Source organism: Bradyrhizobium sp. 134, from assembly GCF_023074155.1.
GTDB lineage: Bacteria > Pseudomonadota > Alphaproteobacteria > Rhizobiales > Xanthobacteraceae > Bradyrhizobium.
Map to the genome: position 1 here is coordinate 302,159 of NZ_JADPKX010000069.1, position 21,133 is coordinate 323,291.

Sequence of the window (21,133 nt, forward strand, 5' to 3'; positions counted from 1 at the left end):
GTCGATGTTGTATTTCACGCGGTGGAAGGCGCTCGGGATTATCCTGACGGCGCTGATCGTGTGCCTCTGCGCGGTCCCGAACTTCTTTCCGGAAGCGCAGGTTAAGACCTGGCCCGCCTGGGCGCAGCGTCGGCTCGTGCTCGGCCTCGATCTTCAAGGCGGCTCCTATCTGCTGCTCGAGGTCGACGGCAACTATGTGAAGAAAGAGAGGCTCGACCAGGTCCGCGACGATGTTCGCAGGACGCTGCGCGATGCCAAGATCGGCTTCACCGGCGGCGTCACCGTGCGCAACGACGCGGCCGAGGTGCGGATCACCAAGGAATCCGACCTGCAGCCTGCGCTCGCCAAGCTGCGCGAGCTGTCCCAGCCGCTGGGCGGATTGGTGGGCTCCAGCGGTCAGCGCGACCTGGATGTCACTGACGCCGGCGGCGGCGTGATCCGCCTCACCATCCCGCAGGCTGCGATGCTCGACCGCATGCGCAAGACCATCGAGCAGTCGATCCAGATCGTCGAACGCCGCGTCAACGAGCTCGGCACCGTCGAGCCCGTCATCCAGCGCCAGGGCAACGACCGCATCCTGGTGCAGGTCCCCGGCCTCCAGGACCCGACCCGTCTGAAGGAATTGCTGGGCAAGACCGCGAAGATGGAATTCCGCATGGTCGATACGTCTGTGCCGCCCGATCAGGCGCAGCAGGGACGCTTGCCGCCGGAATCCGAGCTTCTGATGAGCGCGTCGCCGCCGCCCACACCCTATGTGGTCAAGAAGCAGGTGCTGGTCGCCGGTGGCGATCTGACCGATGCCCAGGCGAGCTTCGACCAGCGCACGAGCGAACCCGTCGTCAGCTTCAAGTTCAATACGTCAGGCGCGCGCAAGTTTTCGCAGGCCACGCAGGAGAACGTGGGGCTGCCTTTCGCGATCGTGCTCGACAACAAGGTCATTTCGGCTCCCGTGATCCGCGAACCAATCACTGGCGGACAGGGCCAGATCTCCGGCAGTTTCACCGTGCAATCGGCCAACGATCTCGCGATCCTGCTGCGCGCCGGCGCGCTGCCGGCACCGCTCACGGTGGTGGAGGAGCGCACCGTTGGTCCGGGCCTCGGCCAGGACTCGATCGAGAAGGGCGAGCTCGCCGCCTATGTCGGCTCGATCCTGGTGATCATCTTCATGCTCTTGACCTACCGGCTGTTCGGCGTGTTCGCCAACATCGCGGTGGCCATCAATGTGGCCATGATCTTCGGCCTGTTGTCGCTGCTCAACGCCACGCTGACGCTGCCCGGCATCGCCGGCATCGTGCTCACCGTCGGCATCGCGGTCGATTCCAACGTGCTGATCTACGAGCGCATCCGCGAGGAATTGCGTGGCGGCCGCAACGCGATCTCGGCGATCGACGCCGGCTTCAAGCGGGCGCTTGCGACCATCCTCGATTCCAACATCACCACTTTCATTGCCGCCGCGGTGCTGTTCTACATCGGCACCGGTCCGGTGCGCGGCTTCGCCGTGACTCTCGGAATCGGCATCATCACCACGGTGTTCACCGCCTTCACCCTGACCCGGCTGATCGTGGCCTGGTGGGTGCGGTGGAAGCGGCCGCAGAGCGTGCCGATCTAGGAGCCTGATCGTGAATCACACCGTTCTCATCGGGCTCGGCGTCCTCATTGCCATCCTCACCGTGGTTGCGGCATTCGGCTGGCTGCCGTCGCTGCGCATCGTCCCCGACGATACTCATTTCGACTTCACGCGGTTTCGCCGGATCAGTTTCCCGATTTCGGCGGCGCTGTCGATCGTCGCGATCACGCTGTTCTTCACCCATGGACTGAATTTCGGCATCGACTTCCGCGGCGGCACGCTGCTGGAGGTGCAGGCCAAGTCTGGCACCGCCGATATTGCGGCGATGCGTACGACGTTGGATGGCCTGCGTCTCGGCGAAGTCCAGTTGCAGCAATTCGGCGGCCCCGCGGACGTCCTGATCCGCGTGGCGGAGCAGCCGGGCGGCGACGCCGCACAGCAGGAGGCCGTGCAGAAGGTCCGCACCGCGCTTGGCGATTCCGTCGACTATCGCCGCGTCGAGGTGGTGGGACCGCGCGTATCGGGCGAATTGCTCGCCTACGGCATGCTCGGCCTGATGCTGGCGATCGTCTCGATCCTGGTCTACCTCTGGTTCCGCTTCGAGTGGCAGTTCGCGCTTGGGGCCATGATCGCCAACGTGCACGACATCGTGCTGACGATCGGATTCATGTCGATCAGCCAGGTCGATTTCGATCTGACCAGCATCGCGGCGCTTCTGACCATTTTGGGCTATTCGCTCAACGACACCGTCGTCATCTACGACCGCATTCGTGAAATGCTGCGGCGCTACAAGAAGATGCCGATGCCGCAGCTTCTCAACGAATCAATCAACTCGACGCTGTCGCGCTCGATCATCACCCATTTCACCGTGACGCTGGCGCTGCTGGCGCTGCTGCTGTTCGGCGGCCATGCCATCCACAGCTTCACCGCGGTGATGATGTTCGGCGTGGTGCTGGTCGGCACGTATACCTCGATCTTCATTGCAGCCCCGATCCTGATCTATCTCGGCGTCGGCGAGCATCGCGAAGATGCGGTCGATAAGGCTACGCCGGCGAAGAAAAGCAAGGCATGATCCGAACCGCATGCCCTCGCAGGAGTTTGCGAGGGCAGTAAGCTCATTCGGACGAAGCTCATGGCCGGCGATCCCAACGCACCGCATTTCCCCCGCTCGGCGCCGATCGAAGCCTATGGCAAGGGCGGCTTTGCCTTTGCCGGCATGTCGCATCGGGGATCGCTGCTTTGCCTGCCCGACGCGATCTGGGCCTGGGACATAACGGACCCCGCGAAGATCGACCGCTATTCGCTGGATCGAGTCTTCAAGTCCGCCAACAGCATCGACACGCTCCTGATCGGCACCGGAACCGGGGTCTGGCTGCCGCCAGCGGAACTGCGCCAGGCGCTCAAAGCGGCGCGGGTGGTTCTGGACACGATGCAGACCGGTCCCGCCGTGCGCACCTACAACATCATGATCGGCGAACGGCGGCGCGTCGCGGCCGCGCTGATCGCCGTGCCATGAGTGGCTCCGCGCCGGCGCCGGATTCTGCCGCGTTCTGCGCTGACCTCGTACGCAGCCACGACTTTCCGCGCTATGCCGCGACCCTGTTCGCGCCCGCTGCCGAGCGTCGCGCGCTGCTGGCGCTCTATGCCTTCAATGTCGAGATCGTCCGCGTCCGCGACCAGGTGAGCCAGCCCTTGCCCGGTGAAATCCGCCTGCAATGGTGGACCGACATGCTGTCGGGCCAGGTCCATGGCAGCGCCGAGGGCAATCCGGTAGCGGCGGAGCTGCTCCGCGCAATCCGTGATTTCGACCTGCCGGTCGAGCCGCTGTCGCTGCTCGCCGACGAGCATCAATTCGATCTCTACAACGACCCAATGCCAACAATGGCGGCGCTGGAAGGCTACCTCGCGGCGACCTCATCGGCGCTATTCGATCTCGCCGCCCGGATCATGGGACCACCGTCGGAGGCGGCCGAGCATCTCGCCCGCCATGCCGGGCTGGCGCAGGGCATCGTAGAGGTCATCGCCAATCTGCCGCGCGATGCGGCGCGCCGGCAATTGTTCATGCCGCAGCAGGTGCTGGCGAGCCACGATTGCGACGTGGAAGACGTGTTCGCCGGCAAGGAGACGCCAAACTTGCGCGCCGCGCTGGACCAACTCTCGGGCGAGGCGCGGCAACATTTGACGACGGCCTTGTCGCTGCTGGTGGAGGTGCCGGCATCAGTGCGTCCAGCGTTCCTTCCGCTCGGACAAGCGCGGGCCGACCTCAAGCGCCTGTCGCAGCCCGGGCGCAATCCATTTACGCCGCAACCGTTATCGCGGCTGCGTGCGCTTTGGACTCTTTGGCGGGCTTCACGTTCGCGGGAATTTACCAAATAGCGGTTGGCTTATCGCCGGAGCCGGGCAAATGCTCTATGCTGTCCTATGGCTGAGTTGTCCCAAAGCATCTCCTCAGATCTCAGCGGCCTTCCGGTCGCACCGGCCGACATCCATGCCGCCGCCGAGACGATCCGCGGCGCCGTCGTCGAGACGCCCTGTAGCTACAGCCGCACGCTGAGCAAGATCTGCGGCTGCGACATCTGGCTGAAATTCGAGAACCTCCAGTTCACGTCCTCGTTCAAGGAGCGCGGCGCGCTCAACCGCCTCACGGCGCTGACGCCGGAGGAGCGCGCGCGAGGCGTCGTCGCGATGTCGGCGGGTAATCACGCGCAAGGCGTCGCCTATCACGCCAAGCGGCTCGGCATTCCCGCCACCATCGTCATGCCGGTCGGCACACCCATGGTGAAGGTCGAAAACACCAGGCATCACGGCGCCGAGGTGGTGGTGACGGGCGCCACGCTGGAGGAGGCGGCCGCGTATGCGCGCAGCCACGGCGAAGCCTGCGGCATGATCTTCGTCCATCCCTATGACGATCCGCTTGTCATCGCGGGGCAGGGCACGGTCGGGCTGGAAATACTCAAGGCCGTGCCGGAGCTCGATACGCTGGTCGTCCCGATCGGCGGCGCTGGCCTGATCAGCGGGATCGCCATTGCCGCGAAATCGATCAAGCCGTCGCTGCGGATCCTCGGCGTCGAGGCCTGGCTCTACCCCTCGATGTACAATGCCATCCATAACGGCAATCTGCCGGCGCGTGGCGACACACTCGCCGAAGGCATTGCGGTGAAGTCGCCCGGCAAGCTCACGACCGAAATCGTCCGCCGCCTTGTCGACGACATTGCGCTCGTCAACGAAGCCGAGCTCGAGCGCGCGGTGGCAACCCTGATCTCGATCGAGAAGACCGTTGTCGAAGGCGCCGGCGCCGCCGGTCTCGCCGCACTGATGTCCGACCCATCCCGTTTCGCCGGCCAGAAGGTCGGGCTGGTGCTGAGCGGCGGCAATATCGACACTCGGCTGATCGCATCGGTCCTGACCCGCGAGTTGGCGCGCGAGGGGCGGCTCACCCAGCTGTCGCTCGACATCCCCGACAGGCCTGGCCAACTGGCTGCGGTCGCGGCACTGCTGGCCGAGGCCGGCGCCAACATCATCGAGGTCTCGCACCAGCGCACCTTCTCGGATCTTCCGGCCAAGGCAACGTTGCTGCAATTGGTGATCGAGACCCGCGACAGCGCCCATCTCGACGAGGTCATGGCGAAGCTTGGGGCATCCGGATTGAGTGCGCGCTGTACCTGAGCTGTGCGCGCGCCCGCCGCTATCGCGGCGTCAAACCGCCAGATGGACGATCAACCGATCGATCTCGGCTTCCGTATTGTAGTAATGCGGGGAGGCGCGCACCACCGGCGGCAGCGAGCGAATTTCGGCATCGATGCGCGTGCTCGACGGATCTGAGGCACCGATCGTGATGCCGGCTGCGGCCGCGTTGCTGACGACCGCTTCAGCCTCGTACCCGTCCACCGTGAAGCTGACGATGGCTCCCGGAGCGCGTCCGAGGTCACGAATTCTGATACCGCGAATGGACGCAAGGCTGCCCCGGAGGCGGTCCGCCAGCATGCGGCAACGCTGCTCGATGGGGCCTATCCCGATATCGAGGGCATAATCGACAGCCGCGCCCAGCCCAAGCCGGGCTGCGTAGTTGTTCTCCCAGGTCTCGAAACGGCGCGCATCGTCACGCAGCCGGTAAGCGTCCCGGGACACCCAGGGTGCGGCGAAGTGGTCGATCATTGGCGGTTCGAGCCGCTGCAGCATCGCCCGGCGGACGTAGAGAAAACCGGTGCCGCGCGGGCCGCGGAGGAATTTGCGACCGGTCGCCGACAACATGTCACAGCCGATGGCCTCCACGTCGACCGCCATTTGTCCGACCGCCTGGCAGGCGTCGAGCAGATAAGGAATGCCTCGCGCTCGCGCGATCTTGCCGACGGCCGCAGCCGGATTGACCAGCCCGCCATTGGTCGGAACCCATGTGATCGCAATCAGTTTCACGCGCTCATCGATCATGCGTTCGAGCGCGTCAACGTCGAGCTCGCCGCTCGCATCGCTCGGCACGATGTCGATCGCGACGCCTGTTCGCTTGGCGACCTGGAGAAAGGCGACATAGTTGGCAGCGTACTCCGCCTCGGCGGTCAGGATCCGGTCGCCCTGACGAAATGGAAGCGCGTAGAACGCCATCTGCCAAGCAACCGTCGCGTTCTCCATGAGGGCGATCTCATCGGGTGCGGCATTCAGCAGGCGCGCCACTGAGCCGTAGACGGATTCAAGCCGGGGCGCTTCACGGTCGGCGGCGGCATAGCCTCCGACCTCGCTCTCCAGATCGATATGCTGCTTCATGGCTTCGGCGACAGCGACAGGCATGAGAGCCGCCCCCGCGTTGTGCAGATACGCAAGCCTGGAAGTGGCTGGCGTGGCGGCACGTACTCGCTCGATGTTGATCAAGTCAATCTCCGGCTCGGACTATCGTCGCGTCAGTGCGGCATTTCCTCGAACTGCGGCAGGTTGAGCGGCGTGTTCCACGACATGCGACGCCTGGTGAACATCTCGAGCTTCGGTGCGACGAGGTCGGGCCGGTCGAGGCTGCCCAACTGGACGAAGACCGTCTTGGGGAAGCTATCGAGGTTAGTGGTAAAGACCCGCGAACCGCATTCCGGGCAGAAATTGCGATCCAGGCCTTCGCCGGAATTGGCGATGTAGTGAAACGCCTTCGGCTTGCCGCAGAGAAGCGTGAAATCGTCCTCGGGCACCGCGAAGAAGGTCGCCATCTCGCCGCCGGAAGCGCGCTTGCAGTCGTTGCAATGACAATTGGCGATGAAGGACGGATCGGTGCTGAATTCGAACTTGATTGCGCCACAGGCGCATTGAGCGGTGTATTTTTTGGCCATTGATCGCCTCAGGTTGGTTGAGGATAGCGGCGCGATCATATTGGCCGGTCGGAGAAGCGCGCGCAACAATGCTTCCGGCGTGGCGTCTCGCCTCAGATGCAGAGGCCGAGCAGCTTGATGTGGCAGCCGCCGGATTTGGGCTTGCTCGCAGGAGCGGCTTCGCGTTTCACGGCAACGAGGGGCTCCTTGTCCTTCTTGCCTTTGCCCTTCGGCTCGTAGTCGCCGGCGATCACCATCGCCCAATAGGTGCGTTTGCCGCTGGCGTTTTTCGCACTCGCGATCCCGACGCGGGAAGCGTTGTGCAGCAGCAAATTTTTGCGGTGTCCCGACGAATCGATCCACTGTCCCAAGGTCTTCTCGAAATTGTCGTAGCCGTAGGCGATGTTCTCGGCGGCGCGGCCTGCGCCGGCCGGTGCGACCCGGCGGTTGAACGGGCCGAGGGCGTCGTGACTGAGGTCGTCCTTCGTCGCCATCGCGCGCGCCTGGTCCATTGCGATGCGGTCGAGGGTCGAATCGCGGACGACGCGGACCTCTCCATGTTTGAGGCGGAAGCTGGAGATCAGCTCGGCCGGGGACTCGGCCATTGCGGGCGCGGCGGCGAGCAGCAGAAGGCCGGCGATCAGGCCGCCAACCACACGATGCATCATCGTCCCCCGAGTGCCCATGACCCCGCCCAGCCCCGCCGCCAAGTTCGAATTATCGGATCGCTTCTCCATCGCCAATGTGGACGCTTCAAGGCGTGATCCACGCTAGCCGGCAGGCAGGTCGGCCTCGAAATTGAAGCGGTCGCGCAGGTTCTTGCGCTGCTCCAAGATGTCCTTGAGGAAAGCGCGGTCCTGGTCGTTCTTCATCATCGGCTCGATCAGGTCGAGCTGGTTCATGGCGACCAGTTGCAGAATCTCGGTGCGCGGCTTGCCGTCGGCGTTGCGTGGCAGCGCGTGCACGACCTGGATGTGTTCCGGTGGCTTCGGCCCTTTGGCGGCGCTGAGCTCGTTCCGCAATTGGCCTTCGAGCGCGGCCTGATCGGCTTCGACGAAAGCATAGAGCCCGACGCCGGAGCGGCGGTCGGCAAAGGCCACGATGGCGGTGTCGCGCACGGCGGGGTTCTTGCGGATCAATTCCGCCAGCACCGGCGCGTCGTTGACGAGCCTTCGGCCGCCGCCTTCACGGTCGGTGAAGTTGAACAGGCCGCGCGTGATTGCCCGATAAACCTTCTTGCCGGTAGCCAGCCAGAGGCTGGCGGCGAACGACTTCTTCGCCAGGATTTTCCGCTCGCGCGGCGTCAGCGCCTCGGGCGCGTAGGAGCGCTTGTGCTTGAGCAGATGCCGGAGATCTTCATAGGCCAGGATGCGGTAAAGCCGGCCGCGCCGGTCGAAGCAGGCCGCGAGCTGGAAGTCGGTCACATAGGCGCGACCGTCGCGGCCGACCAGCCAGTTCTGTTCCTTGGCAAGATCGTTGTGGCAGATGCCGGCGCGGCGCAGCCGTCGCAGCGCGGCCTTGGCCGAGCGAAAATAGGCGAGGTCGCCATGCGGTTTCGCCAAATGCAGCGCGACACCATCGACGAAGCTGCGCACTAGCGCGCGGCGTCCGGCCCACAGCAGCTCGGGGCCGACATCGAGCCCCTTGGCGAGTGCCAGCGCATGCGTCTCACGGGCGAACAGATGGCGCGCCAAAAGGAATGACCACCACGGCACCTCGTCGAGGCGGCGCAGCACCGCGTCGACCTCGCCGTCATCGTCGCGGAAGCGGCCGCGTTCGACGGTCGAGAACACGTCGCGCTTGAGCAGCACGCCCTCGGTCCAGCGCGCCGAGAGTGTTGCGGCGTCGTCTTTGGGAAGGTTCATCGAAAACTCACGCCGCGGCGGCAATGCGCAGGTGATCGGCGATCCAGCGATCGAGATCGGCGAGCGCGAGCGCGCTCATCGCCTGCTTTTTGGCCACCGTCTTCTCGTTGCCGCGCAGTCGGCTTCCGTCGGGCTTCTTCGTCGGTGCGCTGGCGAGCGGCGGGAACAGGCCGAAATTGATGTTCATTGGCTGGAACGAGCGCGTGCCGGGCTCGATGGTCTCGATATGGCCGCCGGTGATGTGGCCGAGCAGGGATCCGAGCGCCGTCGTGACCGGCGGACTCGCAAGCGTCTCGCCGCGCACGTCCGCTGCCGCGTAGAGGCCAGCAATCAGGCCGACGCTGGCGGATTCCACATAGCCCTCGCAGCCCGTCATCTGGCCGGCAAAACGCAGCCGCGGCTGCGCGCGCAGGCGCAATTGGCCGTCGAGCAGCTTTGGCGAGTTGAGAAAGGTGTTGCGATGCAGGCCGCCGAGGCGAGCAAATTCGGCGTTCTCCAGCCCCGGAATGGTGCGGAAGATGCGTTGCTGCTCGCCGTATTTCAGCTTCGTCTGGAAGCCGACGATGTTGTAGAGCGTGCCGAGCTTGTTGTCCTGGCGCAGTTGTACGATCGCGTAGGCCTTAGTGGTGGGATCGTGCGGATTGGTGAGGCCGACCGGCTTCATCGGCCCGTGGCGAAGAGTCTCGGGGCCGCGTTCCGCCATGACCTCGATCGGCAGACAGCCGTCGAAATAGGGCGTGTTGGTCTCCCATTCCTTGAATTCGGTCTTCTCGCCGGCGACCAGCGCTGCAACGAAGCCGTCATACTGCTCCTTTGTCATCGGGCAGTTGATGTAGTCGGCGCCGGTGCCGCCGGGGCCGACCTTATCGTAGCGCGACTGGAACCAGGCCACCGACATGTCGATGGATTCGCGGTGCACGATCGGCGCGATCGCGTCGAAGAAGGCGAGGGCGTTCTCGTCGGTCAGCTCGCGGATCGCGTCGGCCAGCGGCGCCGAAGTGAGGGGGCCGGTCGCAACGATGACGTTACTCCATTCGGCGGGCGGCAGGCCTGCGACCTCGCCGCGCGCGATCTCGATCAGGGGATGGTCATTAAGCGCTTTGGTGACGGCCGCGGAGAAGCCGTCACGGTCCACCGCCAGCGCGCCGCCGGCGGGCACCTGGTTGGCGTCGGCTGCGCGCATGATCAGCGAGTCAAGGCGGCGCATCTCGGCATGCAGCAGGCCGACGGCGTTGTTGGCGGCATCATCCGAGCGGAACGAATTCGAGCAGACGAGCTCGGCAAGCCCGTCGGTGCGGTGTGCCTCGGTCGTGCGGGTCGGCCGCATCTCGTGCAGCACCACGGACACGCCGGATTTGGCCACCTGCCAGGCGGCTTCGGAGCCGGCAAGGCCTGCGCCGATCACGTGCACGGTATTTGATTGGGGTCCTGTCATGGGGCGGACAGGTAGCGCTTTTCGGCGGTCAGTGGAATCGCCGAGATCGAGTTTTCTGCCTCCGGATGCGACAACGCCCGCACGAGGCGGGCGCTATCGGTTCGTCCGGTTGAGGGCTGAACGATATCAGCCCTGATACTGACCGGCGGCAACGCGCGGAATGTCCGAGCGATCGAGGCCGATGTCGGCCAATTCGCGATCGCTGAGCTGGGACAGCTCGGCAACATTGCGCTGATAGTCCCGGAAAGCCTGGATCATACGGATGAGCGAGAGCAGCATTGGTAGTCTCCTGTAGTTCGATTCAGCTCTTGCCCGAGCCTCATCGTTGAAATGAATATAGGTGGGAGTGGTGCAGTGCGAAAGTTCCGATGTTGCGATGCAGCTAAGCGCTCAATGCATGGCATTGGTAACGGACGATTAACCCGAAAGCACTCCCGCCCAAAGCGTAGGCGGAACAGGAGGCATGGTGTTAAAATGCCCGTGAATTCGCGGATTTAATCTTAGCCCAGTCGGTTCCATTCAAAGTCAAATAGGCTGCTTTCCGGTCGTCGCAAGGTGATTGACTAGCTCCTATACCCAAGTCTCGCATGCGCGAATCGCATGCTCGGTGAAGTATAAAAGTGAACCTAAGTTCATCTCGACGGCCTGCGCGGACACCTTTCCACTGTGGCCAGCGATTCACCCGACGCCGGCGGATCGACGTGACGAACGGCGGCCAGGCAGGGACGAGTTCATTCCGCTTGGTCAGCCCCAACCCGCGGGCGCGGTGCACACAAGCCGAACGTGTGCCGTTGATTACAAGCGTGTAACGAAAATCAGAAATTTTGCATGTGGCTCTGCGTGGCACGCAACATCACGCAATTCTCGCGGGGAATTCATTGCGTCAAGTTGCCGCGCGCGGAGGAAGGTGATGTCGCAGACTCCGGCAATGTCGCTGGCTCTGGCCCAAGAACAAGAGAAGGAAGGTAACGTCATGACGAAGTTACTCGGGGTTATCGCAATTGCCGCTGTCGCGTTCGCCGTCGCGCCGGCCCAAGCCGCCAAGCACGCCGCAGGCGGCTGCAGTTCGGCCAATCTGGAGAAGACCGAGACCGCGATCGAGAACATGGCCGATGGTGACGGCAAATTCGTAGCGCAGAGGGAGATCGCGGCCGCGCAGGACTCGCTGCTCAACGGCAAAATGGGTGCGTGCGGCGCGCATCTGAACAAGGCGATGCACGCCACCATGGGCAAATAGGGGTAAAAAACGCACAGAGAGGGCCGGTCGTCAGGGATCGGCCCTACGCGTTTTGACGAGGGGCTGCTAAGGGGCGCGCGCGAGCTGCGTGGCGAAATAAGCGATGGTCTTCGAATAGACCTCGCTCTTGTTCCACTGCTGCAGCACCGCGAAGTTCGGACTGCCCGGCTGCCAATCCTTGCCCTTCTGCCAGCCATAACCGGCAAGATAGTTCGCGGTGGAGGCGAGCACGTCGGGGGCGTTGTGCAGGAGATCGCGCTTGCCATTGCCGTCGAAATCGACGGCGTATTTCATCCATGACGACGGCATGAACTGGGTCTGGCCAAGCTCGCCGGCCCAGGCACCCTTCATGTCGGCCGGTGCAAGGTCGCCGCGCTGGACGATGCGGAGCGCATCCAACAGCTCGGCGCGAAATTGTTCGGCGCGGCGGCAGTCATAGGCCAGCGTCGCCAGCGAGCGGATGGTCGCGAACTTGCCGGTATTGACGCCGAAATCGGTCTCGAGACCCCAGATCGCGACCAGCACCTCGCCGGGCACGCCGTAGGTCTGCTCGATGCGCGACAGCACCGAGCCATATTGCTTCATCATGTTGGAGCCGCGCGTCAGGCGCGGCGGCACCATGCGGCCGGAAAACTCCTCGAAGGTCTGGCTGAAGACCTTCTGCGAGCGGTCGCGGTTGAGCACGCTCTGATCGAGCGTCACACCGGCGAGCCCGGCGGAAATGGCCTGTTGCGAGACGCCGTTGGTCGCGGCGTCGGTTTTGAAGTCTGCAAGCCACGCGTCGAAATTGCCCGAACCGCAGGCAACCGCGGCGAGCGCTGGCTGAGCGGATAGGATGGATGCGGTGATGGCTAAGGCTGCGAGGGCGAGACGAGAAATCGTCGGGGTCATTCGAGCAAATAAATTCCGTGAAGTGATCTGAACGGCGGGCGCAATCTCGATGGAAACCGCGGCCAAAGCAAGGCGTATGACAGTGCGCGATCCTGCCCGCTCCGGGGCAGGATCGCACGTCACGAAATCGTCAGGCGTCGTTCCGATTGCGCCAGGGGAAGAGGTTGGCGGGGAAGTCGGCGGCCGGCTTGCGTGGACGATGCGGCGGAGGCGGCACCGGACGCGCGCCCGGATCGGCGGCGATTACCTTGCGGTAGAGATGCCAGGTCGCATGGCCGAGCACGGGGACGACCACTGCAAGGCCGAGGAAGGCCGGAATCGTGCCCAGCGCCAGCAGGACGGCCACGATCAGGCCCCAGGCCGCCATCGGCACCGGGTTCTTCGCGACGACGCGCAGCGACGTCACCATGGCCTCGAACGCGCCGGCATGGCGGTCGAGCATCAGCGGGAACGACACGGCGCTGATGCAGAGCGCGGCAAGGGCGAACAGGAAGCCGGTGCCGCAGCCGACCACGATCAGCCACCAGCCTTGCCGGCTCGTGAGAACGCGCGTCAGAAAATCCGAGATCCCGGACGCGCCCTCATAGCCGAAAGCGGCGACGTAGATCGCCTGCGCGGTCGCAACCCAGGTCACGAACAGGGCCAGCAGCAGCGCGCCGAGACCGAGCATGGCGCCGAAGGAGGGCGAACGCAGCACCTCCATGGCATCCCAGGCGCTGGCCTCCTCATAGCGCTCGCGCCGGCTGGAGAGCTCGTAGAGACCGAGCGCCGCGAACGGGCCGATCAGCGCGAAGCCCGCGGCCAACGGAAACAACAACGGCAGCACTGAATAGCCCATCACCACGCGGGCGAGCACGAGGCCCAGCACAGGATAGATCACGCAGAGGATGATGGCGTGGCTCGGCACCGCCTTGAAATCGTCCCAGCCGCGCTTGAGCGCATCGTGCAGATCGGAGAGTTGGATGGTTCGGATCACCGGCCCAGCCGCTTCTGCGGTCTGGGCCACGGTGGGGACATTGCCCTGGTAGAGTGTGGCCATGGTCGCTAGCTCCCTTGCCATGCGGCCGCATCTGGCGCCAGCAAACGGCGCAAGCGGCCGCTATTCTGAGTTTCGCGATTCCCAACCAGACGCTCGAATTCCGGATGGCACGCGAACCGAATGTCAAGCGTACGCCCATTTGCGAGTCCTGTCCCTCACGCTTGGGTGAGATTCGATGCCGCAGCGCAACCTCGATGATGTCATTCGGTCGTCATTTCGCCGTAGATAAGCTGATGCTGCTTGTTGGTCCGCGGAACTTTGCGGGTGCAACGACGCAACTTGGTCTATAAGTGCCACTCAAGGCCCTCCAGCGGGTCCTTTTCGGGGAGCAGACATGAGCATTTTCGGGAAAATTATGGGCGCGATCTTCGGTAGCCAGCCAGCTTCCGCCGCGCCCGCAGGCAGCGCACCGTCGGGCAGCGCGCCCGCAGGGGCCGCGCCGAGCGGATCGGCGCCCGCGGCGACGGTGGACGTTGCCTCGATCGTCGACGCGGCGGCCGCCGCGCACAAGGGCGAGAAGCTGGAATGGCGCACCTCGATCGTCGACCTGATGAAGGCGCTCGACATCGATTCCAGCCTCGCTGCGCGCAAGGACCTGGCCAAGGAGCTCGGCTACAGCGGCGACACCAACGATTCCGCGACCATGAACGTCTGGCTGCACAAGCAGGTGATGTCCAAGCTCGCGGCGAATGGCGGCAAGCTGCCGCCGGAGATCAAGCACTGACCGTTCGCCCGGTCGCAATCCAAGGGCCCGCGATCGCGCGGGCCCTTTTTGCATTCAGGCGACGAGATCCGCATCTTCCGGATGCCTGTCGAGATAGTCGACGACGAAGCCGCAACCGGCGATCACCTTCCTGCCGTCGCGGCGGATCAATTCCAGCGCGCCCTTGACCAGCTCGGAGCCGATGCCCCGGCCGCGCAGCGCACGCGGCGTCTCGGTGTGGGTGATGATCACCGCCGACGGCGTCAGCCGGTAATTGGCGAAGGCGATTTCGCTGCCGACATCGAGCTCGAAGCGGCTTCGGTCCTTGTTGTCCCGTACCGATGGCGCCATGGAAAATCCTTCCGACCTGCTGCTTGCCTTTGATCTAGGCGTCTGAACCGGCCCTTGCCAAGGTGCGACCAAGAGTGGTTGCCGCAGGGGAGATATCCGGAAAATGCGTGTCCCGCTCAGCCTCATCGCGCTGCTCGCCGCGCTCATCTCGCCGGCTCCGGCGTTGGCAGCCGGCGGTCCGGCCTGGGAGGCCTGCGTCGGATTGGCCAGCACGCCGGACGAGCGGATCAAGGCTTGCTCGACCGTGATCGAAACGAAGAGCGAGAGCGGACCCCGGCTCGCCGGCGCTTATTGCAATCGCGGTCATGGCTTCACCGAGAAGCGCGAGCTCGACGCGGCGCTGTCCGATCTCGACGAGGCGATCAAGCTCGACCCCGGCTATGCCTGCGCCTACAATAATCGGGGCCGTGTCTACAGTTTCAAGCGCGACTACGATCGCGCCATCGCTGATTACGACCAGGCGATCAAGCTCGATCCCTCGCTGGCGCTGGCCTACGGCAATCGCGGCGAGTCGCGTTTCAACAAGGGCGATCTCGACGGTGCGTTCGCCGACTTTGACGCCGCGATCAAGCGCGATCCCAAATACGCCATGGCCTATGCCAATCGCGCACTGGTGTATTACCGCAGGCGCGACATGGCGCACGCCATCGCCGACTACACCGTGCGGATCAAGCTTGCGCCCGATCTGCTCGCCTATATCGACCGCGGCAACGTCTATCGCGACAGCGAGCAGCTCGATCGCGCCGCCGCCGATTATGGCGAGGCGATCCGTGTTGCGCCGACCGACGCGCGCGGCTGGCGCAATCGTGGCATGATCCGGCTCTATCAGGGCGACAGCAAGGGCGGCGTTTTCGATTACGACAAGGCGCTGCAATACGATCCCTCCGACGTGTTCTCGTGGAACAACCGCGGACAGGCCAAGCTGCGGCTCGGCGACAAACAGGGCGCGATCGCCGATTTCAGGAAGGCGTTGGAATTGAAGCCGGGCTTGCCGACGGCGCAGGAGTCGTTACGGAAGCTCGGGGCGTTGTAGCTCTCGGCCGCTTCTCGCGACGACGGGGCTGCACCTCCATCAGGTCCTGAGAGTCCGGATGCTTCAATCGGTCGCCTTGGCGAGCCTGGAATCCTCCGGCTGCGCCTGCGGGTGCAGGCATCCCCGGCAGATGACGAGTGAACGGTTGACCCTGGCGTCCTGTTCCGCCTCGATGCCGTCCTGCGCCTGCCACCATTCCTTCGAATAGGGCTGAAGCCCGGCTTGCGACCTGTTGCGCTCGGATCGGGCGATCCGTGTTGGCTCTGAGGCAGCGCGCGAATGATTGGGATTTTCGCCGGCGCCGTCCCAGGCGTAGCGCGCAGGCTTGAAAGCGGGATCGGAGGCGAGGTGCGCTTGTGGGCCCACGGCGCATCCGCCAAGCGCCAGCGACAACAGGAGGAGGGCGGGCGCTTTGACCATGATGCGGCACTCTGTACGCGAGAACTGATGAAGGTTGCGCCGATCATGTTTAAAATTTCCTGAACGATCGCGGCTGCGCTGACGACCAATGCCAATGCGATATCTGATCCTCCTGCTCGTACTATTCGTAACCGCTGCGCGCGCCGACAACGCAAAGCCGTTCAATCCCGCCGACTATCCGCCCGGCGTGCAGAAGGCTGTGCGCTACGCCTACGAGGAATGCGAGAGCCAGGGCGGCGGCGCGGTGACTTTTGCGGTCGATACGGTACGCAGGATCGACCTGACCGGTGACGGCCGCGATGACTACATCGTCGATTTCCGCGACACCAGATGCGGCGATCGCGAGACGACCTATTGCGGAACCGGCGGCTGCGTCATGAACATCCTGGTCACGTTGCCGGACGGCAGTGTGCAACCCGTCTTCGATGGCCATGTCCGCAGCTACGAGATCAAGCCGAAGCCAACGAAGCGGGGTGCGGGGCGCACCATCCGCTTCGATCTGCATGGCAACTATTGCGGCGGCTTTGGTGCGCAGGCCTGCGTCAAGGAGAAGGCCATCACGGCTACGCCGTTCGCGTTCAAGCAGCCGTAGGGCAGGCGTGCGGCCGACGGCCTTGCGAGGTCGTGGGCGATGGCGATAAATGGGCTGCAATGGGCGGGCGGCTCGCGTGCCGTCCGCCGCCGAAGAGGAAGCCCGATGCAGCCCCTGCGCATGTCCCGCCGCGTCATGAATCTCGCTCACATGCTGACCCAGAATGCGCGGCGGCACGGGGCGCGTCCCGGTTTCGTCTGGGGCGACAGATCCTGGACCTGGCGCGAGATCGACGCGCAGGTCTCGGCGCTGGCGGCAGCCCTCGCGGCGCGCGGCATCGCGAAGGGCGACCGCATCCTCGTCCATTCCAAGAACGGCGACGAGATGTTCTTCTCGATGTTCGCGGCGTTCCGGCTCGGTGCCGTCTGGGTACCCACCAATTTCCGACTGATGCCGGACGAAGTGACTTATCTTGCGCAGGCCTCCGGCGCGAAGGCGTTTCTGTGCCATGTCGATTTCCCCGAGCAAGCCGCGGCGGTGAAGGGTAGCGCTTTGGAATTCACCTGGAGCATCGACGGTCGGGCGCCATTTGCCGAAACGTCGGTTGCGGATGCCGTCGCGTCGCGCGCCGGCGCGGTGCTCGAGAACGTCGCGGTCGAGCACGACGATCCCTGCTGGTTCTTCTTCACGTCGGGGACCACCGGCCGTTCCAAGGCTGCGGTGCTCACCCACGGCCAGATGGGTTTTGTCGTCACCAACCATCTCGCCGATCTCACGCCCGGCGTCACCGAAGCGGATGCCTCGCTGGTGGTGGCGCCGCTGTCGCATGGCGCCGGCGTGCATCAGCTGGTTCAGACCGCGCGCGGCGTGTGCACCGTGCTGCTGCCGACGGAGAAATTCGACATCGACCAGGCGTTCCGCCTGATCGAGGCGCATCGGGTCAGCAATCTCTTTGTGGTGCCGACCATTCTGAAGATGATGGTCGAGCATCCCGCCGCCGACAAATACGACCACTCCTCGCTGCGCCAGGTGATCTATGCGGGTGCGCCGATGTATCGCGAGGACCAGAAGGCTGCGCTGAGGAAGCTCGGCAAAGTCATCGTGCAGTATTTCGGTCTCGGCGAGGTGACCGGCAACATCACGGTGCTGCCGGCGGCGCTGCATGATCCCGAGGACGGGCCGCACGCGAAGATCGGTACCTGTGGCTTCGAGCGTACCGGCATGCAGGTCTCGATCCAGGACGACGAGGGCCGTGAACTCGGCGCCAACCAGAGCGGCGAGATATGCGTGATCGGCCCCGCGGTGCTGGCCGGCTACTACGACAATCCCGAGGCCAACGCGAAGGCGTTCCGCAACGGCTGGTTCCGCACCGGCGATCTCGGCCACATGGACGAGGAGGGGTTCGTCTACATCACGGGACGAGCCTCCGACATGTACATCTCCGGTGGCTCCAACATCTATCCACGGGAGATCGAGGAGAAAATCCTGACCCATCCTTGCGTCGGCGAGGTCGCGGTGCTCGGCGTGCCCGATGCAACCTGGGGCGAGGTCGGCGTTGCCGTCTGCGTCGCCCGCGATGGCGCCAAGCCGGTGAGTGAAGCGGAGATGGCGGCGTTCCTGTCGCCCAAGGTGCCGCGCTACAAGATGCCGAAGCGGTTCTTCTTCTGGGAGGCCTTGCCGAAATCCGGCTACGGCAAGATTCCCAAACGGATGGTTCGCGACGAGCTCGAGGCGCGCGGGCTGCTCGATCTCGACAAGATACGGGCGGGCTGAGCGAAGGTCATGCGCAGCATCAAGCAGCCCGGCGCGCCGGTCGCCGAACGCATCCAATGGGTGGAGGCGAGGGGACGCGCTTTCTCCTTCACGCTTCAAGCGGGTCTGCCGCTGCTGGAGGCGGCGCGCCGCGGTTTTGCCGCGGAGGGATTTGCCGGTGGTGTGCTCAACTTCGGGCACGGCACGCTCGGGCCGTTCGGCTATGTCATGCCGGCGCTGTCGAAAACCAATGAGAACGCCGCGTTCTATAGCGACACCTTCCGGCCGAGCGGCGTGACGCGCACCAGACTCGGTAGCATGACGCTGGGCATGCGCGATGGCGCGCCGTTCTTTCATTGCCATGGGCTGTGGACAGAGGCCGATGGCCGCGCCAGTGGCGGCCACATGCTGCCGGACGAGACGGATGTCGCGGAGCCGTTCGAGGTCAAGGCCTTCGGTATCGATGGTGCGATGTTCGGCGCAGAGCCCGATTCCGAAACCAACTTCAAGCTGTTCGGGCCGGTGGCGGCTGCGAGCACCGGCGCACGCACGACCAGCCGCGCTTTCGCGCTGCGGCTGCGCCCCAACCAGGATTTCGCCGGTTGTCTCGAAGACTTCTGCCGCGCGCACGGCATCGCGCGCGCCAGGATCCATGGCGGTGTTGGTTCGACCATCGGCGCTCGCTTCAGCCATGGCGGCGTGACCGAACCCTTCGCGACCGAGCTTGCGGTGACCGGCGGCACGATTGCGGTGGGCTCCTCCGGCGCGCTCGAAGCCGCACTCGACGTTGCCCTGATCGACTACACCGGCGGCTTGGCGGAGGGCCGTCTGATCCGTGGCGACAATCCGGTGCTGATGACCATGGAGCTGGTGCTCGAGGTGTTGGGCTAGTCGCGGCGAGTGATCATCAGTGGGTGCGTAGCTTGGCAATGGCCAAGTACGTGGAGTCACTGATCCCCGAACCGGATCCCTGAAAGAGGTTGAGCAGCGGGGATTGACCCTGGCCGGTGCTCTGGCTGTTTCTGATGTCATACATGGCGGAGAAACGGTTCAGCAGCTTCGTAACCTTCGCGGGATCGGACAGATCCTTGATCTTCATGAACCTGTCCACGAACTTGGCCTGCTGATCGATCGGCATCGCCGCCATCGAGTCAGGCAAATCGAAGGTGGTCCTGAACACCTCCGAAAGAGCCTTGTCCGCAAGGATGTCGTACGCGGACGTGATGTCCCCCGCCTTTCGTTGGAAATAGAGCGCCAGGCGCACGCCGGGATTCGCATCGCCTTGCTGCTGCTCCAGGCTTTGCTCGACATAGTTCGCTTGTGTTTCCCGAAACTGATCCCGCTTCTGTGGACCCATCATCGGAAGACGCGCGACGTTGCCCTTGCTGTCGAAATTGAACGACGCGACGATTTCGGCAAAGCGAGGATCGCTCTCGGTGTTCGCGAAGCTCTTTGGATCGTTCAGATCGGAGCTGAAGACCTTCCCGAGAAATTCGGTGCTGACCTTCTTGGGATCCAGACCCTTGGCCAGGAGAATGAAATCAACCATCGGCCTGTTTGCGAGGAGATCGGAAACACTGTCGATGCCGGCGATGGCTTGCTGATATTCCGACGCATCCTTCGTGGCCTGTGCCCGAACCGCGGTCTGCTGCTGGGGAGTTGCCGTGCTTGCGCTCTTCGCCGCTCCAATGACGTAGTCCTTGGCGATCTGGAGGACTTCAGCCGAGTCCTGAGCCACCAGGGGGGTCGTCAGATTGCCTTTTGCGTCGAAGTTGAAGGCGCGTGCCAGCTCCAGATACCGATTGTCCTTGAGGGTATAGACGTAGCTCTTGGGGTCGTTGAGGTCGCTTTCGAGCACGGCCTTGACAGTCGCCGGCGGGACGTTTCCGGGGTCGAGGCCGACAGCTCCCAGCGCAAAATCATACACGCCTGGTGTCGATACGAACGTCTGGACTGAATTGATCTTGAGGATGGCAGTTCTGAATTGCCTGATTGCGAAAGCTTCGTTCAACGGGCTTGCCGCCGAATAGACGGCGGACTTGCTGTCGTCGAACTTCTGTTTCGTGATCGTGACATTTGCAGCAGTCTGCGCCGACACACCTGACGGAAGCGAGCCGTCGGGCGAAAACTCGAACGCGCCGGCCAGGTCGACGAACCCGCCAATCGTCCCTATCTGGTCGCTGAGGCTGGAAATGCTGCTCGCATATGACTCCAGGTGATATTTTTCGACCAGGATCTGGACGTTCAACTGGGTCACGTTCGCGCCCGGTTGCGATAATTGGGCGGTGTAGTCTCCGATCCTTGAAGTGGCCGCGGTGACATCCGATCGGGCCTGAGCAAGATCGGCGTTGAGGCCACTCAGCTGAGAAGCGAAAGTGGTGTTGACGTAGCTGTTTGGATCGGACGGATCGCTGCGCAAGACCTGACTTATCGTGTCACGCGACCACTTGCTTTGATCGATGCCGTACGCCGAAAAGACATAATTGCGAAGTCGGTCGTTGTTCAGGAGCTGGTCTGCACTGCTGATGTTGCCGATTTCGGCGCTGTAGTAATTCGAGTCGCCGGTAAGTGCATCGACCTGGCTCTTCCTGGTCGCCGTGTACAGACCGATCATCTCATCGGTCTGGTTCTCCGATTGCGCAACCGGCGTGGCGCTGCCATTGAAGGAAAATGCCGCGGCGAACTCGCGGTAACGCTTGTCGACCAGCTTGTTGACGAAGCTGTTTGCGTCGGAGAGGTCGCTCTCCAGCACCTTTTTCATGAAGGCCTTGGCGTAGGCCATGTCTTCCAGGCCATACGCCTTCGTTGCATAGTGATAAAGGCGATAGTCTTTCATGAAGTCGTCGACGGACTTCACCTTGCCGATGTGGGCTTTGTAGTAGGCGGCCTCTCGCGCCACGTCCTGTTGCTGTTCGACCCGCGTCAAGGACTGCTTGAGATTGCGCGTGATGTAGCTGTAACTGAAATACGTTGATACCATCGCGCACTCCTCGCGGCTCTTACGGTCCCGGACGTCCGTCAAT

Annotated in this window: 22 protein-coding genes; 11 read left to right on the plus strand and 11 right to left on the minus strand. The window is 63.8% G+C overall.

All coding sequences use genetic code 11. The features are described from left to right. Positions 1-4 precede the first annotated feature (4 nt). From secD to IVA75_RS26595, 5 genes are read left to right on the plus strand one after another with little or no spacing between them, the layout of a single operon-like run. Positions 5-1,609 carry a protein translocase subunit SecD gene (gene secD / locus IVA75_RS26575; protein ID WP_018458020.1) on the plus strand — a complete coding sequence of 535 codons (1,605 nt, stop codon included), beginning with the start codon at positions 5-7 and terminating at the stop codon, positions 1,607-1,609. Positions 1,610-1,619: 10 nt separating this feature from the next. Further along, positions 1,620-2,639 (plus strand): protein translocase subunit SecF, encoded by a 1,020-nt coding sequence (gene secF, locus IVA75_RS26580; protein ID WP_027567077.1) that lies wholly within the window; start codon positions 1,620-1,622, stop codon positions 2,637-2,639. A 60-nt stretch (positions 2,640-2,699) separates the two neighbouring features. Next, positions 2,700-3,083, plus strand: coding sequence for an Mth938-like domain-containing protein (locus IVA75_RS26585; protein WP_007590678.1), 384 nt, complete (start codon positions 2,700-2,702; stop codon positions 3,081-3,083). After that, a complete protein-coding gene (locus IVA75_RS26590; protein WP_247289740.1) occupies positions 3,080-3,943 on the plus strand; it encodes a phytoene/squalene synthase family protein in 864 nt (287 codons plus the stop codon). The genes IVA75_RS26585 and IVA75_RS26590 overlap by 4 nt, the downstream gene beginning before the upstream one ends. A gap of 45 nt (positions 3,944-3,988) precedes the next feature. Next, positions 3,989-5,233 carry a threonine ammonia-lyase gene (locus IVA75_RS26595; RefSeq protein ID WP_247289742.1) on the plus strand — a complete coding sequence of 415 codons (1,245 nt, stop codon included), beginning with the start codon at positions 3,989-3,991 and terminating at the stop codon, positions 5,231-5,233. A gap of 30 nt (positions 5,234-5,263) precedes the next feature. Here IVA75_RS26595 and IVA75_RS26600 read toward each other — a convergent pair whose 3' ends face one another. From IVA75_RS26600 to IVA75_RS26625, 6 genes are all read right to left on the minus strand, one after another. After that, positions 5,264-6,430, minus strand: coding sequence for an aminotransferase class V-fold PLP-dependent enzyme (locus IVA75_RS26600; protein ID WP_247289744.1), 1,167 nt, complete (start codon positions 6,428-6,430; stop codon positions 5,264-5,266). A gap of 29 nt (positions 6,431-6,459) precedes the next feature. Next, positions 6,460-6,873 (minus strand): GFA family protein, encoded by a 414-nt coding sequence (locus tag IVA75_RS26605; protein WP_247289746.1) that lies wholly within the window; start codon positions 6,871-6,873, stop codon positions 6,460-6,462. 92 nt (positions 6,874-6,965) lie between these two features. Then, positions 6,966-7,517, minus strand: coding sequence for a CAP domain-containing protein (locus IVA75_RS26610; protein ID WP_035961291.1), 552 nt, complete (start codon positions 7,515-7,517; stop codon positions 6,966-6,968). Positions 7,518-7,622: 105 nt separating this feature from the next. Then, entirely contained in the window at positions 7,623-8,717 is a 1,095-nt protein-coding gene (locus tag IVA75_RS26615) for a serine/threonine protein kinase (RefSeq protein WP_219685499.1), read from the minus strand. 7 nt (positions 8,718-8,724) lie between these two features. Further along, on the minus strand, positions 8,725-10,152 hold the full coding sequence (gene trmFO / locus IVA75_RS26620) for a methylenetetrahydrofolate--tRNA-(uracil(54)-C(5))-methyltransferase (FADH(2)-oxidizing) TrmFO (RefSeq protein WP_247289757.1): 1,428 nt from the start codon (positions 10,150-10,152) through the stop codon (positions 8,725-8,727). A 126-nt stretch (positions 10,153-10,278) separates the two neighbouring features. Next, positions 10,279-10,431 (minus strand): DUF1127 domain-containing protein, encoded by a 153-nt coding sequence (locus IVA75_RS26625; RefSeq protein WP_007590701.1) that lies wholly within the window; start codon positions 10,429-10,431, stop codon positions 10,279-10,281. A 631-nt stretch (positions 10,432-11,062) separates the two neighbouring features. Between IVA75_RS26625 and IVA75_RS26630 the strand changes: the two genes are divergently transcribed. Next, positions 11,063-11,389 carry a hypothetical protein gene (locus IVA75_RS26630; protein ID WP_247289759.1) on the plus strand — a complete coding sequence of 109 codons (327 nt, stop codon included), beginning with the start codon at positions 11,063-11,065 and terminating at the stop codon, positions 11,387-11,389. A 66-nt stretch (positions 11,390-11,455) separates the two neighbouring features. Here the strand turns inward: IVA75_RS26630 and IVA75_RS26635 are convergent, their stop codons facing one another. Both IVA75_RS26635 and IVA75_RS26640 read right to left on the minus strand, forming a co-directional pair. Beyond that, positions 11,456-12,280, minus strand: a complete 825-nt coding sequence (locus IVA75_RS26635; protein WP_247289761.1) for a lytic murein transglycosylase — start codon at positions 12,278-12,280, stop codon at positions 11,456-11,458. A 130-nt stretch (positions 12,281-12,410) separates the two neighbouring features. Continuing rightward, complete coding sequence (locus IVA75_RS26640; RefSeq protein WP_027567067.1) at positions 12,411-13,319, minus strand: DUF2189 domain-containing protein; 909 nt, start codon at positions 13,317-13,319, stop codon at positions 12,411-12,413. Positions 13,320-13,653: 334 nt separating this feature from the next. On the opposite strand from IVA75_RS26640, the gene IVA75_RS26645 reads away from it, so the two are divergent. Then, entirely contained in the window at positions 13,654-14,043 is a 390-nt protein-coding gene (locus IVA75_RS26645; RefSeq protein WP_027518105.1) for a DUF3597 domain-containing protein, read from the plus strand. Positions 14,044-14,097: 54 nt separating this feature from the next. Here IVA75_RS26645 and IVA75_RS26650 read toward each other — a convergent pair whose 3' ends face one another. Further along, complete coding sequence (locus tag IVA75_RS26650) at positions 14,098-14,373, minus strand: GNAT family N-acetyltransferase (RefSeq protein WP_018458006.1); 276 nt, start codon at positions 14,371-14,373, stop codon at positions 14,098-14,100. Positions 14,374-14,476: 103 nt separating this feature from the next. Here IVA75_RS26650 and IVA75_RS26655 point away from each other — a divergent pair, with 103 nt between their 5' ends. Further along, positions 14,477-15,406, plus strand: a complete 930-nt coding sequence (locus IVA75_RS26655; protein WP_247289763.1) for a tetratricopeptide repeat protein — start codon at positions 14,477-14,479, stop codon at positions 15,404-15,406. 63 nt (positions 15,407-15,469) lie between these two features. On the opposite strand, the gene IVA75_RS26660 is transcribed toward IVA75_RS26655, so the two are convergent. Then, the gene (locus IVA75_RS26660; RefSeq protein WP_247289766.1) at positions 15,470-15,826 is read right to left on the minus strand and encodes a hypothetical protein; all 357 of its coding nucleotides are present in this window, start codon (positions 15,824-15,826) and stop codon (positions 15,470-15,472) included. 94 nt (positions 15,827-15,920) lie between these two features. On the opposite strand from IVA75_RS26660, the gene IVA75_RS26665 reads away from it, so the two are divergent. The 3 genes from IVA75_RS26665 to IVA75_RS26675 all read left to right on the plus strand — a co-directional run bounded on the left by IVA75_RS26665 (position 15,921) and on the right by IVA75_RS26675 (position 19,001). After that, positions 15,921-16,418 (plus strand): hypothetical protein, encoded by a 498-nt coding sequence (locus IVA75_RS26665; protein ID WP_247289768.1) that lies wholly within the window; start codon positions 15,921-15,923, stop codon positions 16,416-16,418. A gap of 105 nt (positions 16,419-16,523) precedes the next feature. Continuing rightward, positions 16,524-18,131, plus strand: a complete 1,608-nt coding sequence (locus IVA75_RS26670; protein WP_247289770.1) for an acyl-CoA synthetase — start codon at positions 16,524-16,526, stop codon at positions 18,129-18,131. Between the two features lie 9 nt (positions 18,132-18,140). Continuing rightward, positions 18,141-19,001, plus strand: coding sequence for a DUF296 domain-containing protein (locus IVA75_RS26675; protein WP_247289772.1), 861 nt, complete (start codon positions 18,141-18,143; stop codon positions 18,999-19,001). A 16-nt stretch (positions 19,002-19,017) separates the two neighbouring features. Here IVA75_RS26675 and IVA75_RS26680 read toward each other — a convergent pair whose 3' ends face one another. Then, the gene (locus IVA75_RS26680; protein WP_247289774.1) at positions 19,018-21,090 is read right to left on the minus strand and encodes a DUF1217 domain-containing protein; all 2,073 of its coding nucleotides are present in this window, start codon (positions 21,088-21,090) and stop codon (positions 19,018-19,020) included. Between the last annotated feature and the right edge of the window lie 43 nt (positions 21,091-21,133).